Consider the following 13855-nt stretch of genomic DNA (forward strand, 5'->3'; position numbering starts at 1 on the left):
TCTCTCGCCAAACCATCGCCGGTCCTCCCGGCGGACAAGAAAACTGTCACCCATGCTATCGGTCCATTCTGTTACCTATCTATCCGGTTCGGACAGCATTTCCTCTCCCCCGTCGATCGGGGGAGAGGAAAGGTGCCAAGCCTGTCCCTGTTACTTCCAGTTCTTACGCCGCTCGAGCTCGGCCTCTGACGGCTTCTGCGTAGCGAACGACCCGACCTTGACCTCACCCCCGCGTTCGTAGGTCGCCATGATGACGCCTGTGGTAGTGGCCTGCGACTTGACCAGCTTGAAAGCGGCGGGCATCGCACCACCATCGAACAGCCGCTTGCCCTTGCCCAGCAGCAGCGGGAAGATCATCAACCGGATCTCGTCGATCAGCCCGTTGGCCAGCAAAGTCTGGATCAGCTCGCTCGAACCCTGGATGAGCAGGTCAGGCCCATCTTCCTTCTTGAGGCGGCGCAACGCCGCGACGATATCTTCTCCAAGCCATTGCGTATTTTCCCAGGTGAGCGAATCCGGCCGATGCGTCGCCACATATTTAGTCGCAGGGTTGAAGGCATCTCCGATGGCATCTTTCTGATACGGCCAGTAAGCGGCGAAGATGTCGTAGGTTCTGCGGCCGAGCAGCAGGGCGAAGGGTTTGGAGAACAATTCCTCCATGGCCACCCCCGCCACCTCGTCGAAGTAGTGGAACGTCCAGCCGCCGAATTCGAAGCCGCCAACCGGGTCTTCTTCCGGGCCGCCTGGCGCCTGCATGACGCCGTCGAGGCTGACGAAGGTGGAAGCGATGATCTTTCGCATTGGATTTTCCTTTTCCAGGATCCGCGCCGTCAGGGCCGGATTTCGATCTAAGGACGGACAGGCCGGCGGCCGCCCGACAGGCGTTGGCAAAAAAACGCTGCCGGCCGACAAGGGTACCTACCGCCGTCGCCCGCCGCCAAGCGCCTGCGACGAAAACCAGACGTCGCCGATGATGGCGGTGGCGGTCCGGTCCGGCGCCCTGTCTGACGTCAGCCAGATCGAACGGCTGCGCGCCGCCTTCTGGAGGTCGGGGATTTTGGCCGCCGAACCGGCCGCCGAGGCGCCGACGCAGGGGATGAACCACGAGCGCATGAAGGGGTCGCAGGCAAAGCCCTTGTCGTTGCGGGTTACCATCACGGCCAGGCCGACGCCCTGGGACGGACGCCAGGGAAAGATCATGCGGCCGCCCGCTTTCAGCGCCCGAAGCCAAGGAGCCGGCGGTGCGACGACACCGGCATTGACATAGATGATGTCGGACGGCGGCAGATCGCCGGTGACGGCATCGCCGTGGACGACGCTTACATTGCCGTAGGTTTCGAGATTCTTTGTTGCTCTGGCAGCAAGATCTGCCTCTATTTCGAAGGCGGTCACCGGGCCGGGCGCAACCAGCCGCGCCAGCAAGGCGGTGTAGTAGCCGGTGCCGGCGCCGATATGGGTGACGGCCTCGTCCGGTCTGGGGGCGATCCTGCCGATCCACATCGCGTGCAAGGAGGGTTCGCCATTGTTGATGCCCTTGTCGGCATCGAGCGCCACCAGCACGTCCTGATAGATGTGAACAGGATCGGCGCTCGGCGTCATGATCTTGCCGTTGCCGGTGGTGAGCGCCCTGCCGGCGACTACCGCCCAGGGTCCGGGACCGAGAAAGGCCTCGCGCGGAACGGTGGCGAACGCCTCTTCGAGGCGCGGATCGGCCGAGCCGGCATTGGCCGCCATCAGCTGCGCGTAAAATTTCCTGGCGTCTTCGACACTTGTCATGATGGCGAGCAAGATAGCGCAAGCCGCCGGTTTGTCGCGGTCGGGAATGAGAATCAGCCGACGCCGAAGACGGTGTCGTAGAGCAGCTTGAAGTTGAGCACCAGGATGACCGCCGCGACCACCCAGGCGAGGGCCGCCACGCCACGGGGAATGGCAAGGTCGCCCATCTTCTTCTTGTCGGAGACGAACTGCACCAGCGGGATGACCGCGAAGGGCAGCTGCATCGACAGCACCACCTGGCTGAAGACCAGCAACTGGCCGGTGCCCTTTTCACCATAGAGCGCGGTCACGACCACCACCGGGACGATGGCGATGCCGCGCGTCAGCAGCCGGCGCGCCCATTGCGGAATGCGCAGGCGCAAAAAGCCTTCCATGACGATCTGGCCGGCAAGCGTAGCCGTAACCGTCGAGTTGAGGCCGGAGGCCAGCAGCGCCACCGCAAACAGGATGGAGGCGATGCCGAGGCCGAGCAGTGGCGACAAGAGCTCGAAGGCTTGGCCGATCTCGGCGACATCCTGATGGCCGGTGCCATGGAAGGCCACCGCCGAGACGATCAGGATCGAGGCGTTGACGAACAGCGCCAGGACGAGCGCGATGGTCGAGTCCGTCGTCGCCCATTTAATGGCGTCGCGCTTGCCTTTTTCGGTCCGTTCATAGGCGCGTGTCTGTACGATCGAGGAGTGCAGGTAGAGATTGTGCGGCATCACCGTGGCGCCGATGATGCCGATGGCGATGTAGAGCATCGCCGGATTGGTGACGATCTCCGTCGACGGCACGAACATCGAATGCAGGATCGAGCCGACCGGAGGGGCAGCGGCAAAGATCTGGATGGCGAAACAGCCGAAGATGATGATCAAAAGCGCGATGACGAAGGCTTCGAGATAGCGGAAACCCTTGTTCATCAAGAGCAGCACGATGAAGGCGTCGAGCGCCGTCAGCAACGCGCCGCCGATCAGCGGAATGCCGAACAGAAGCTGCAGCGCGATCGCCGTGCCGATCACCTCGGCGAGGTCGCAGGCGATGATGGCGAGTTCGCAGGCGATCCACAGCACGAAACTGACGGGACGCGGATAATAGGCGCGGCAGGCCTGGGCGAGGTCGCGGCCGGTGGCGATGCCAAGCCGGGCGGCAAGCGCCTGCAGCAGGATCGCCATCAGGTTGGACAGCATGATGATGAACAATAGCGTGTAGCCGAACTGGGCGCCGCCGGCGAGGTCGGTGGCCCAGTTGCCCGGATCCATATAGCCGACCGAGACCATGTAGCCCGGTCCCATGAAGGCGAACAGGCGACGGAACCAGACGCCGGACTGCGGCACCGCGATCGTGGAGTTCACCTCGCGCAGGCTGGGAGGATTGTCCTCCGGCCTGTCAAATCGCCAGGATGATCCCAAGGTAGCGTCAGCTTCGGACATGGAGGGCTTTCCACTGGGTGGATCGGTTGACGTCATCCTATCTATGCCAGGGCTCAACATTATGCAATAGGCTATATTTCATTGTATGTGCTTCCTGTTGCGCCGACCGGCAGGCCGGCCGGGGATCGCAAACGCCGGTTGCGCCTACCATGGAATGGAAATAAACGGCTGGAACAGTTAAGCCCGTGCTATGAATGGCAAAGGGCGATTGCTTTGCCCAAAGCCGATTCTTGTCAAAAGATAGGAAGGAGCGCGTGTTGGCGCTGAAGCACAGACCGGTTGGACGCGAGGAGCCGCTGCCTGACGCCGAGATTCATTCGAAAGGGTTCCGGCAGCAGCGCGAAGCGCGCCGCGGCGCGCTGGTCGAGGATTATGTCGAGCTGATCGCCGACCTGATCGAGGACGGCAATGAGGCGCGTCAGGTCGATATTGCTGCGCGGCTCGGTGTCGCCCAGCCGACGGTGGCCAAGATGCTGACCAGGCTGTGCGCCGACGGGCTCGTTTCCAGAAAACCCTATCGCGGTGTGTTCCTGACCGACGCCGGGCGCAAGGTGGCGGAAGAGAGCCGCATCCGCCACCAGACGGTAGAAGCGTTTTTGCGTTCGCTCGGTGTCAGCGCCGAGACGGCGCGCATCGATGCCGAGGGCATCGAGCATCATGTCAGCGCCGAGACGCTGGAAGCCTTTCGCAAGGCGATGATCGCGCCGCGCTGAGGGGTGCCGGGGCCGCACCACTGGAACCTCCGCACGTCAGGCTCGTTGCTCCTGACGTTGCGCGTGATTGTCGCGCGCCAAGGAGGAAAACATGGGCGTCGAACAGGCACCGACCGCGAAGGGCAAGCAGGCGGCCGAGGGTTTGAGGCAGGCAGCGGCAAAGGACGAACGCAAGACCGAGGTCGAAACCGGCCATGCGCTGAAAAAGGGCGCCGCGCGTTTCGAGGAACGCTCCAAAAGCTCGGACGGCAAAAGCGCCGGCACCAAGCAGAAGATCTGAGTTCTGTTCGCAAGCGGCAACCTGCCGCTCATTCCTCGGTGTCCTGCACCCAACTGCGCGGATGGCCGTCGACGCGGAACTGGAATATGAAATAGGGCGGAATGCAGGAGCCCTTGCCAGGCTTGGCTGCGGCCAGATCGTCGTAGCCGGCGGTGCAGATATAGTCCTCGCGGCAGGGATGCGCCTTGTCGCAGGCGCGCAGGCCGGCGGTCTTGGTGAATTCCTTGGTGCAGAATTTGTGGTCCTTGCCCGACGCGATGCAGTCGTTGAAACCGGTCTTGGCGAGGCGGCCGCAAGTCGCCTCGTCGGGAAGCTTGTCGCAGCTTGCCTTGCGCAGCATGCCCCCGGGAAAGCCACCGGTCTTCTGCTCGGGGTTGTCGTAGCGTTGGCGCGCCGCGCCATAGCCGGCGAGCTTGATTACCGGTTTCTTGTCGCGCGCCGGATCGATGGCGCAGGCTTTTGCGGTGGCCGGCGACAGGCGGCAATATTTGTCGCTGCCCCAGCTCGACATCTTAATCTCGCCGAACTCGACGGGGTCGCCGACTGCGGTGGCCGCCTCGCTGACGCAGGTGCCGAAGCCCGGATGGATGTCGCTTTCATGGACGCCGGCGCAGCGCAGGCTTTCGCCGCAGCTCCAGTCCTTGAAGCTGGCATCCTTGCCGCTGTAGCAGATCGAGCCCCAGCCATTGTAGAGATCGGTGCCTTTCAGCGCTTCGGCGAGTTTGGCGTCCGGACGGGCGGCGAAGCCGTGTGAGAAATCCGGATGGCCGCCGGCGGCGAAGTCCTCGACGATGGCGCGGCGGCGAGGCAGGTCGGCGAAGAACACCGCCGAGCCGGGGACGAAGACGGCGTTGCGGCGCGGCTCGCTGGCCGGATCGGCGCCGGTGTAATGGAAGCCGGCAATGCCGTGCGTCTGGTGGCAGCCGGTGCAGGTCATTTCGTTGAGACGCAGATTGAAGCCGGCCACCGATTTCACGCTGCGCAGCTCGTTGCCCTTGGCGACATAGTCCTGCAGTGCCTTGTCGATGTCGGCATCGTCGAGCAGCCCATAGGCGATATTGTTTTGCGACCTGGCCATGCCGCCGGGTGCGACCGAGACGGCGCTGGTCGCCAGGAACTTGTCGTCGATGACCAGCCGGCCGCGATCGAGGTCGTAGAGGTTGCGGTCGGTGAGCAGCCATTTGGCGAAGGCCGGCCGGTCGGCCAGAACCACTTTCCGGTCGATCTGGTTCTCCATCTTCGATTCCTGGAAGGTGGACGTCGTTGGGTCCCATTTGAAAATCTTGAGGAGATATTCGGCGTGGCCACCGAAGTCGCGGCGGCTCGAGGCCGACAGCCGGAGAACCTGCATGTTCAGCTCAAGCCGCATGATCTGCGACGAATTCAGCATGGCGTTGGAGAGCGGCCCTTCGTCGGAGCGCAGCCAGGCTGCCAGTTGCTCGGGCGCAAGGTTCTTCTGGCCGGCGGCGAGCCAGCGCTTGGCGATTTCGGCACAGGAAACGGCGGTGGCGCTTGGACGGTCTCTCGAAGCGCGGGGGCGAGCCTCGCCGGGCCTGGCGTTGAAGACCAGACCCATGGTCAGCGGCAGCCGCGACGAGATGCGTTGCGCTGTCTTTCCCTTCGTGGGCTTCTCCGCCACCGAATAGTGGAAGCGGTAGATCAGCCTGATCTCGCCGCATTCGGTGTGGCCGAGATAGCCGCGGTCCATGCGGTTGACGACGCCGGTCAGGTCGAGCGTCGAGCCGTCATCGTCGATGTATTTCGGGTTGAATTTCTGGCTGGTGTCCTTCGACTTGACCATGGCCGCGACGTAAGGATCGGGGCTATTGGCAGGCTCGTCGGCGATCTGCTGCTTGACGGCGTTGCGGACAGGGGTCAGCGCGCGCACCGAAAACAGGCCGCGATTGTCGACCTCGCGCGTGAGACCCAGCGCCGGGCCGAGCAGGCGGCTGATCGAGAGGCCGCCACGCTCAAGCGCCTGCAATGTCTCGGGATCGGTCACGGCGACGCTGGAATCGAGCGTCACGGCGCGCGCCGGCAACGGGCCGAGGCATAGCACCACCGCCAGCAGCAGAAATCGACCGATCGTCCGCAAGTCCCGACACCCCCGTTCGAACCGGATGCTACAGCGCGCATGCCGCCTCGACCAGAGTGCGAACGCGATGCCGCTGCCACGAAAAATACTGTGACTTGGCGCAACCATTGCGATAATTGTCTGTTGGGTCGGACTGGGCCACGACATCGGCCAGGCCAGCCGAAAATTTGCATACGGGGAGTTGCCATGCTCTGGAAGGGACGCCGTCAGAGTGACAATGTCGAGGACGAGCGCAGCGACAGCGGCGGCGGTGGTGGTTTGGGCGGCGGCAGCCCTGGCCAGTTCCGCATCCCGATCGGCGGCCGCACCGGCGGCGGCGGCAGCATATTGCTGGTCGTCCTCGTGGTGCTGGCCGGATGGTATTTCGGCTTCGACCCGTCGCAGATCCTGGGCAGCGGCGACGGCGGCGGCGTGCTGCCGGGTGGCGGTGGCCAGATTACCGACAACAGCGGCGGCCAGGACGACGGCGCCGGCACGCCTGCTTCCGACGAGATGAAGCAGTTCGTGGCGACCGTGCTGGCCGAGACCGAAGAGACCTGGACCGGCATCTTCCAATCGCAGGGCCTGAAATACGAGGACCCGAAGCTTGTGCTGTTCAGCGGCCAGATCCGCTCGGCCTGCGGCTCCGCCTCGACGGCAGCCGGACCGTTCTATTGTCCCGGCGACCACAAGGTCTACCTCGACACCACCTTCTTCCAGCAGCTCGACCAGCAGTTCGGCGCCTCGGGGGATTTCGCCCAGGCCTATGTGATCGCCCATGAAGTCGGTCACCATGTGCAGAACCTCACCGGCATCCTGCCCAAGTTCAACCAGATGCGGCAGTCGATGGGTGAGGCGGAAGCCAACCAGATGTCGGTGCGCATCGAGCTGCAGGCCGACTGCTTCGCCGGCGTTTGGGCGCATTTCACCGCGCAGAAGGGCATTCTGGAACAGGGCGACATCGAAGAGGCGCTCAACGCCGCCAAGCAGATCGGCGACGACACGCTGCAGAAGAAGATGCAGGGCTATGTCGTTCCGGAAAGCTTCAACCACGGGACGTCGCAGCAAAGGCAGACCTGGCTGGCGCGCGGCTACAAGAGCGGCAAGCTGTCGGATTGCAACACGCTGACCGGTCCGGTTTGAGGCGCTCGCAAGTTCCAGCCGACCGCGGTTCAAAGCGCATCCGTCGGCGGGCCGATTCACCACCGGCAACAGATGTCAGGAGGAGAACGCCTGAGGCGTTCTCCTATTGTTCCAAAGTGACGCCTCGCCTATAACGGGCGCCCGCCCAAGGGCGGTCCGAGGGAGCAGACGCCATCATGATCGACCCCAAAACCGCCAGGCGGGGCCTTGCGCTCGTCTTCACCACGCTGCTGCTCGACATTATCGGCTTCGGCATGATCATGCCGGTGTTGCCGGCCTTTCTCAGGGAGCTTTCCGGCGTCGGCATCAGCGAAGCGGCAATCGAGGGCGGCTGGCTGTTCTTCGTCTATGCCGCGATGCAGTTCTTCTTCGCGCCGATCATGGGCGGGTTGAGCGACCGCTTCGGGCGGCGGCCGATCCTGCTTGCCTCGGTGCTTACATTCTCGATCGACAATCTGATCTGCGCCATCGCCTGGTCCTATCCGATGCTGTTCATCGGCCGCGTGCTGGCCGGCATTTCGGGCGCCAGCTACTCGACGACGTCGGCCTTCATTGCCGACATCTCGAACGACGACAACCGGGCGAAGAATTTCGGTCTGCTCGGCATCGCCTTCGGCGTCGGCTTCGTCATTGGGCCGGTGCTGGGCGGGCTGCTCGGCACGTTCGGGCCGCGAGTGCCGTTTTACTTTGCCGCCGGGCTTGCCTTCGTGAACTTCCTCATCGCCATGTTCTTCCTGCCTGAAACGCTCGATGAAAAGCACCGCCGCCGCTTCGAGTGGAAACGCGCCAACCCGGTCGGCACGCTGCTGCAGATGCGCCAATATCAGGGCATCGGCTGGATCGGGCTCGCCTTCTTCCTGATGACGCTCGGCCACATGATGTATCCGGCGGTGTGGTCGTTCGTGTCCAATTATCGTTATGGCTGGAGCGAGCAGCAGATCGGCTTCTCGCTCGGCGCCTTCGGCCTGTGTGGGGCGATCGTCATGGCGACGGTGCTGCCGCGCGTGATCCCCAAACTTGGCGAGTGGAAGACGGCGGTGATCGGCCTGACATTTACGGCGGCCAGCGCCTTCGGCTACGCCTTCGCCTCGCAAGGCTGGATGATCTATGCGGTGATCGTCGTCGGCTGCCTGGAAGCACTGGCCGATCCGCCGCTGAGAAGCCTCGCCGCCGCCAAGGTGCCGCCATCGGCGCAAGGCGAATTGCAGGGCGCGATGACGTCGATCTTCTCGATCACCTCGATCATCACGCCGCTGCTGTACACCGCGATCTTTTCCTGGTTCACCGGGCCTAATGCGCCCGTGGTGTTTGGCGGCGCGCCCTATCTGGTTGGCGCGTGCTTCCTGACGCTTGCCGTCATTGTCTTTGTAACGAAAGTTGCGAGGCCGACGGCGGTGAAAAGCGTTGCCACCGGCGCTGCGGAAGATGGAGCCCAGATATGAGCCATGACAGCCGCATAGAGCTGACCAAGGACGGAGTGTCGCTGTCGCGGCTGGTGTTCGGCGCCTGGCGCCTGCTCGACAGCGCGCGCGCCCGGACGCCGATCAGATCGCGCGGCTGATCGGCACTGCGGTCGATCTCGGCCTGACCAGCTTCGACCATGCCGATATTTACGGGCATTACCAGGTGGAAGCTGCCTTTGGCGCCGGCTTGTCGCGCTGGAAGGGCAAGCGCGACAGCATCGAGCTGATCTCGAAATGCGACATCATTCTGGCATCGGCCAACCGGCCTCAGAACCGGCTGAAGCATTACGACACCAGTGCGGCCCACATTGCCGCCTCGGTCGACCGTTCGCTCGCCAATCTCGGCACCGACTATCTCGACCTGTTGCTGCTGCACCGGCCGGATCCGCTGATGGATGCCGACGAGACGGCGGCGGCCCTTGCCGGGCTGGTCAAGTCGGGCAAGGTGAGAGCGGTCGGGGTCTCCAATTTCACGCCGTCGCAGTTCGACCTTCTGGCCTCGCGGCTGCCGTTTGCCTTGGCCACCAACCAGATCGAGATGTCGGTGCTGAAGACCAATGCGCTGATGGATGGCAGCCTCGATCACGCGCAACGCCTCGGCTATGCGCCGATGATCTGGTCGCCGCTCGGCGGCGGCTTGCTGTTCACCGGCAAGGAAGGGCGCGAGGCGCGGGTCAGGGCGGCAATCGCGGCGGTGGCTGCCGAGATCGGCGCCGGCGATCTCGCCGCCGTCGCCATCGCCTGGCTGCTGCGTCATCCGGCGCGGCTGGCGCCGGTGCTCGGCACGATGAAGCCCGAGCGGCTGGCCGCCATGGTCAAGGCGCTGGAGATCGACCTCGACCGCCAGCAATGGTTCGCCATACTGGAGGCCAGCGAAGGCCGGCCGGTGGCATAAGGTCACCCAGGCGCGAACTTCGAACCCGCCATAGGTGTGTGCTTCGTCCGTTAATGCGGCGCGCAAGCGAAGCGATGAGGGGGGCTTGGGCTCAGGGGATGCCGTCGGCGCTCTCGAAGCCTTCGTCGCTTCGCGCCGTCACAAACAGACCGGTTGACCGGTTTATTCCATTGACCCAAGACAAGGGCAATCGCGCCGCGTTTGTAACTCCGGCTATTCGGAGCATCACGATCTGGGCAACGGCTAGGCGAAGACCTGTAAAATCAAACCCGTTCGGCCAGCAGTTCCTCGCCGCGCTTTTCGCGGATCAGATTGACGAAACGGCGGAACAGATAGTGCGAGTCCTGCGGGCCGGGCGAGGCCTCGGGGTGGTGCTGGACCGAGAACACCGGACGTCCGGTCAGCGCGATGCCGCAGTTCGAGCCATCGAACAGCGAGACATGGGTTTCCTCGACGCCCTCGGGCAAGGAGTCGGCATCGACGGCAAAGCCGTGGTTCATCGAGACGATCTCGACCTTGCCGGTGGTATGATCCTTGACCGGGTGGTTGGCGCCGTGATGGCCCTGGTGCATCTTGGCGGTCTTGCCGCCCAGCGCCAGGGCCAGCATCTGGTGGCCGAGGCAGATGCCGAACACCGGAATATCGGTCTTGAGCAGATCCTGGATGACCGGCACGGCGTAGTCGCCGGTGGCTTCCGGGTCGCCGGGCCCGTTGGAGAGGAAGATGCCGTCGGGCTGCATGGCAAGGATCTCTTCCGAGCCGGTGCCGGCCGGAACCACGGTGACCTTGGCGCCGAGGCCGGAAAGCAGGCGAAGGATGTTACGCTTGACGCCGTAGTCGATGGCGACGACGTGCATCGACGGCTCGGCCTGTTCGCCAAAGCCTTCGTTCCACACCCAGGGCGTTTCACGCCAGACCGAGGACTGGCCCGAGGTGACTTCCTTGGCGAGGTCAAGCCCGATCAGGCCCGACCAGGCGGCGGCGCGCCGCTTCAAATCGTCGATGTCGAAGATGCCGTCGGGCGCGTGCGCAATGACGGCGTTGGGCATGCCCTTTTCGCGGATCAGCGCGGTGAGCGCGCGGGTGTCGATGCCCGACAGCGCGACGATGCCGCGCTTCTTCAGCCACTGGTCGAGGCCGGCTCCGGCGCGGTAGTTGGACGGGTTGGTGACATCGGCCTTGAACACCGCACCGACGGCGCCGGCGCGGGCGACCGGGTTGAGGTCCTCGATGTCCTCGTCATTGGTGCCGATGTTGCCGATATGCGGGAAAGTGAAGGTGACGATCTGGCCGGCATAGGACGGGTCGGTGAGAATTTCCTGGTAGCCGGTGAGCGCGGTGTTGAAGCAGACTTCGGCAACGGCGGAACCGGTGGCGCCGAGGCCGCGACCCTCGATGACGGTGCCGTCGGCCAGCACCAGGACGGCGGTCGGCTTTTCGGTTGCCCAAGGCGGGGTCAGTTCGGGGGTCATCTCGGCCATGGCGACGCTCCTGTCACGCTGCGCGCTTCGATGGCGGGCCATCTGCGCAGCAAACGGCGCGGCCGATCTCTCGAGCCTGCGCGCATCAATTCTTTGTCTTGTGCAAGGCCGAGTACATAGGGGAAGGCGCCAGAGCGGTCAATGATGCCCGTGCCAAAAACGGCGAGCATTTGTTTCGTCGAACGATATCACGGCTTTGGCGCGTTTGCTTTGCGGATGGGCCGCGGTTATTGTCCGCGCCGTTCGAAGGAGAAAGCATCATGCGCGCAAAAATCGCCGAATCCCTGAAGAGCGCGATGAAGGCGCAGGACAAGCACCGGCTGCCGACGCTGCGGCTCATCCAGGCCGCCATTCACGACCGCGACATCGCCAATCGCGGCTCGGCCAAGGACCCCGCCAGCGACGAGGAGATCTTGCAGATCCTGGCCAAAATGGTGAAGCAGCGCGAGGAATCGGCCAAGGCGTTCGAGGACGGCAAGCGCCCGGAACTGGCGGCGCAGGAGCGTGGCGAGATGGAGATCATCCGCGGCTTCCTGCCGACGCAGTTGGACGAGGCGGCGGTGATTGCAGCATCGCGCGAAGCGATCACTGCTACCGGTGCGACCAGCCAGAAGGACATGGGCAAGGTGATCGCTGTGCTGAAGCAGAAATATGCCGGCCAGATGGATTTCGGCAAGGCCAGCGGCATCGTCAAAGGCCTGCTGCAGTAGGAGCCGACACCACTTCAATGGCGAAGGAGAGCAGGGGGCGGGACATCACCTCTGGGCAAGAAACGGTCCGCACCGGCTTAAGCGAGCCAAGCCTTGACCTGCCGGAGAGCCCCACCATAATCGAAATCGTCAAACCCACGCTCGAACATCTGCCCTCCTACAAGGCGGCGCTCGAGCGTGGCTGGTCGCCGGACAATGTCCGGCTGATGGAAGCGACGCGCGAGCAACTTGCGGCGATCGACGAGGATCCCGCGGCGTTCCTTGCCAGCCTCGACGATCCCGAGGCCAAAGGAGGCCCGATTACCTTGCCGGACGGCACGACCGTGCCGCGGCTGCCGGGCTTCCGGCGCTGGATCTGGGACGGCGAGGCCGCCGGCTCGATCGGCTTTCGCTGGCAGCCCGGTACGGCCGCACTGCCGTCGCATGTGCTCGGCCATATCGGCTATGCCGTGGTGCCGTGGAAGCGCGGACGAGGCTATGCGACCGAGGCGCTGCGGCTGATGCTGGACGAGGCGAGGGCTGTTGGTTTGCCATATGTCGAGCTCACCACCGACCTCGACAATCCGGCCTCGCAGAAGGTGGTGCTGGCCAATGGCGGCCGTGTGGTCGGTCCGTTCATCAAGGACGCCGCGTATGGCGGCGCCGAGAGTTTGTTGTTCCGGATCGGTTTGTAGTCCGACGCTATTCGGCCGGTGCGGGCAGCGGCGGCGCTGCCCGGCTGCGCCCCTCCCAGATGTAGGAGGCAAGTGCCACCACCACCGCGACCAGCATGGCGGCAGCGCCCACAACCGGCAGGCTGCGGTAGCCGTAGCCGGCATTGAGCATGGCGGCGCCCAGCGACGCGGCGAGCGCGATGCCGACATTGAAGCCGGAGGGGATGAGCGAGGAGGCGAGGTTGGAGGCGTCCGCCGTCCAGGCCAGGATGCGGGTCTGGATCGGCGTGCCTATGGCGAAGTTGAGGCCACCCCAGATAACGATGGCGATGACCATCGGCACGGGGTAGGGGCTGACGGCATAGATCACGCCCAACATCACCGCCTGCAGGGCAAGCATGGTGATCAGCGACGGCATCAGCTTCCAATCGGAAAGCTTGCCGCCGAGAAAGACACCGACGGTGGCGCCGACGCCGTTGAGCAGCAGCACCCAGGGGATCAGGCTCTCGTCGAGATGGGTCACCTCAAGCAGTGTCGGGGTGATGTAGGTGAACAGGCCGAACTGGCCGATCATCAACGTCAGCATCAGGATCAGCGAGGTCCAGACTTGCTGGCGCGCCAGCACGCGAACCTCGCTGCCAAGACTGACGGATGGCCTTGATGCGCCTGTCGTGCGCGGCAAAAGCGCAGCCATGGCGGCAAACGCCACCACGCCCAGCGCGCACATCACCCAGAAGGTGGCGCGCCAGCCCCAGAGATTGCCGATTGCGGTGCCGGCCGGCACGCCGATGACATTGGATACTGTGAGGCCGGAGAGGATCACAGCCACGGCCATGCCGCGCTTGTCCTCGGGCACGAGGCCGACAGCCACCACCATGGCGACTCCGAAATAGGCGCCGTGTGCGACGGCGACCGCAATGCGCAAGAGCAGCATCGAGGCAAAATCGGGCGCCAGCGCGCAAGCGGCCTGGCCGATGGTGAAGGCGACGGTCAGGCAAAGCAGCAGCGTCTTGCGGGAAATGCCCTTGGTGGCGAGCGCCAGCAATGGCCCACCAACGGCGATGCCGCCGGCGTAGCCGGAGACGAGATAGCCGGAAGTCGGGATCGAAACGCCAAGGCCGTCGGCCACTTGCGGCAATACACCGGCGATGACGAATTCGGTGGTGCCGAAAGCAAAGGCGGCAATGAACAGGGCAATGAGCGGGAGCATGGCGGAAGCGATCCTCGGATAAGGTCGCCTCAAACCATGGATGGG

14 protein-coding genes are annotated in these 13855 nt (G+C 64.2%); 8 read left to right on the forward strand and 6 right to left on the reverse strand.

Features of this window, described 5'->3' with window-relative positions; genetic code table 11:
* Positions 1–150 precede the first annotated feature (150 nt).
* The 3 genes from NKI37_RS25310 to NKI37_RS25320 form a co-directional block, all read right to left on the reverse strand.
* Positions 151–801, reverse strand: coding sequence for a dihydrofolate reductase family protein (locus tag NKI37_RS25310; protein ID WP_023727458.1), 651 nt, complete (start codon positions 799–801; stop codon positions 151–153).
* 117 nt (positions 802–918) lie between these two features.
* On the reverse strand, positions 919–1776 hold the full coding sequence (locus tag NKI37_RS25315; RefSeq protein WP_023733300.1) for a protein-L-isoaspartate O-methyltransferase family protein: 858 nt from the start codon (positions 1774–1776) through the stop codon (positions 919–921).
* Positions 1777–1829: 53 nt separating this feature from the next.
* A complete protein-coding gene (locus NKI37_RS25320; RefSeq protein WP_023691522.1) occupies positions 1830–3188 on the reverse strand; it encodes an Nramp family divalent metal transporter in 1359 nt (452 codons plus the stop codon).
* Between the two features lie 257 nt (positions 3189–3445).
* On the opposite strand from NKI37_RS25320, the gene mntR reads away from it, so the two are divergent.
* Positions 3446–3901, forward strand: a complete 456-nt coding sequence (mntR, locus tag NKI37_RS25325) for a manganese-binding transcriptional regulator MntR (RefSeq protein ID WP_023672433.1) — start codon at positions 3446–3448, stop codon at positions 3899–3901.
* A 91-nt stretch (positions 3902–3992) separates the two neighbouring features.
* Positions 3993–4181 carry a hypothetical protein gene (locus NKI37_RS25330; RefSeq protein WP_023672434.1) on the forward strand — a complete coding sequence of 63 codons (189 nt, stop codon included), beginning with the start codon at positions 3993–3995 and terminating at the stop codon, positions 4179–4181.
* 28 nt (positions 4182–4209) lie between these two features.
* Here NKI37_RS25330 and NKI37_RS25335 read toward each other — a convergent pair whose 3' ends face one another.
* Positions 4210–6276 (reverse strand): hypothetical protein, encoded by a 2067-nt coding sequence (locus NKI37_RS25335; RefSeq protein WP_352791058.1) that lies wholly within the window; start codon positions 6274–6276, stop codon positions 4210–4212.
* 186 nt (positions 6277–6462) lie between these two features.
* Here NKI37_RS25335 and ypfJ point away from each other — a divergent pair, with 186 nt between their 5' ends.
* The 4 genes from ypfJ to NKI37_RS25355 all read left to right on the forward strand — a co-directional run bounded on the left by ypfJ (position 6463) and on the right by NKI37_RS25355 (position 9756).
* Positions 6463–7398, forward strand: coding sequence for a KPN_02809 family neutral zinc metallopeptidase (gene ypfJ, locus NKI37_RS25340; RefSeq protein WP_023744344.1), 936 nt, complete (start codon positions 6463–6465; stop codon positions 7396–7398).
* A gap of 176 nt (positions 7399–7574) precedes the next feature.
* Positions 7575–8840 (forward strand): TCR/Tet family MFS transporter, encoded by a 1266-nt coding sequence (locus NKI37_RS25345; RefSeq protein ID WP_023751204.1) that lies wholly within the window; start codon positions 7575–7577, stop codon positions 8838–8840.
* On the forward strand, positions 8837–8959 hold the full coding sequence (locus tag NKI37_RS25350; RefSeq protein ID WP_023689749.1) for a hypothetical protein: 123 nt from the start codon (positions 8837–8839) through the stop codon (positions 8957–8959). Before NKI37_RS25345 ends, NKI37_RS25350 begins: the two co-directional genes overlap by 4 nt.
* A gap of 23 nt (positions 8960–8982) precedes the next feature.
* Positions 8983–9756, forward strand: coding sequence for an aldo/keto reductase (locus tag NKI37_RS25355; RefSeq protein ID WP_352794592.1), 774 nt, complete (start codon positions 8983–8985; stop codon positions 9754–9756).
* Positions 9757–10019: 263 nt separating this feature from the next.
* Here NKI37_RS25355 and carA read toward each other — a convergent pair whose 3' ends face one another.
* A complete protein-coding gene (gene carA, locus NKI37_RS25360; RefSeq protein WP_081730888.1) occupies positions 10020–11237 on the reverse strand; it encodes a glutamine-hydrolyzing carbamoyl-phosphate synthase small subunit in 1218 nt (405 codons plus the stop codon).
* A gap of 260 nt (positions 11238–11497) precedes the next feature.
* Between carA and NKI37_RS25365 the strand changes: the two genes are divergently transcribed.
* Both NKI37_RS25365 and NKI37_RS25370 read left to right on the forward strand, forming a co-directional pair.
* The gene (locus NKI37_RS25365) at positions 11498–11947 is read left to right on the forward strand and encodes a GatB/YqeY domain-containing protein (RefSeq protein WP_352791055.1); all 450 of its coding nucleotides are present in this window, start codon (positions 11498–11500) and stop codon (positions 11945–11947) included.
* Positions 11948–12063: 116 nt separating this feature from the next.
* Positions 12064–12621, forward strand: coding sequence for a GNAT family N-acetyltransferase (locus tag NKI37_RS25370; protein ID WP_352791061.1), 558 nt, complete (start codon positions 12064–12066; stop codon positions 12619–12621).
* Positions 12622–12628: 7 nt separating this feature from the next.
* Here the strand turns inward: NKI37_RS25370 and NKI37_RS25375 are convergent, their stop codons facing one another.
* A complete protein-coding gene (locus tag NKI37_RS25375; protein WP_352791053.1) occupies positions 12629–13810 on the reverse strand; it encodes an MFS transporter in 1182 nt (393 codons plus the stop codon).
* Between the last annotated feature and the right edge of the window lie 45 nt (positions 13811–13855).

The sequence above is a fragment of the Mesorhizobium sp. M0626 genome, assembly GCF_040320665.1.
In the GTDB taxonomy this organism is placed as follows: Bacteria; Pseudomonadota; Alphaproteobacteria; order Rhizobiales; family Rhizobiaceae; genus Mesorhizobium.

Excerpts from the sequence above, each read along its gene's own strand:
- NKI37_RS25310 (WP_023727458.1), bottom strand. The coding sequence starts at position 801 with ATGCGAAAGATCATCGCTTCCACCTTCGTCAGCCTCGACGGCGTCATG.
- NKI37_RS25315 (WP_023733300.1), bottom strand. The coding sequence starts at position 1,776 with ATGACAAGTGTCGAAGACGCCAGGAAATTTTACGCGCAGCTGATGGCG.
- NKI37_RS25320 (WP_023691522.1), bottom strand. The coding sequence starts at position 3,188 with ATGTCCGAAGCTGACGCTACCTTGGGATCATCCTGGCGATTTGACAGG.
- NKI37_RS25330 (WP_023672434.1), top strand. The coding sequence starts at position 3,993 with ATGGGCGTCGAACAGGCACCGACCGCGAAGGGCAAGCAGGCGGCCGAG.
- ypfJ (WP_023744344.1), top strand. The coding sequence starts at position 6,463 with ATGCTCTGGAAGGGACGCCGTCAGAGTGACAATGTCGAGGACGAGCGC.
- NKI37_RS25345 (WP_023751204.1), top strand. The coding sequence starts at position 7,575 with ATGATCGACCCCAAAACCGCCAGGCGGGGCCTTGCGCTCGTCTTCACC.
- NKI37_RS25350 (WP_023689749.1), top strand. The coding sequence starts at position 8,837 with ATGAGCCATGACAGCCGCATAGAGCTGACCAAGGACGGAGTGTCGCTG.
- carA (WP_081730888.1), bottom strand. The coding sequence starts at position 11,237 with ATGGCCGAGATGACCCCCGAACTGACCCCGCCTTGGGCAACCGAAAAG.
- NKI37_RS25365 (WP_352791055.1), top strand. The coding sequence starts at position 11,498 with ATGCGCGCAAAAATCGCCGAATCCCTGAAGAGCGCGATGAAGGCGCAG.
- NKI37_RS25375 (WP_352791053.1), bottom strand. The coding sequence starts at position 13,810 with ATGCTCCCGCTCATTGCCCTGTTCATTGCCGCCTTTGCTTTCGGCACC.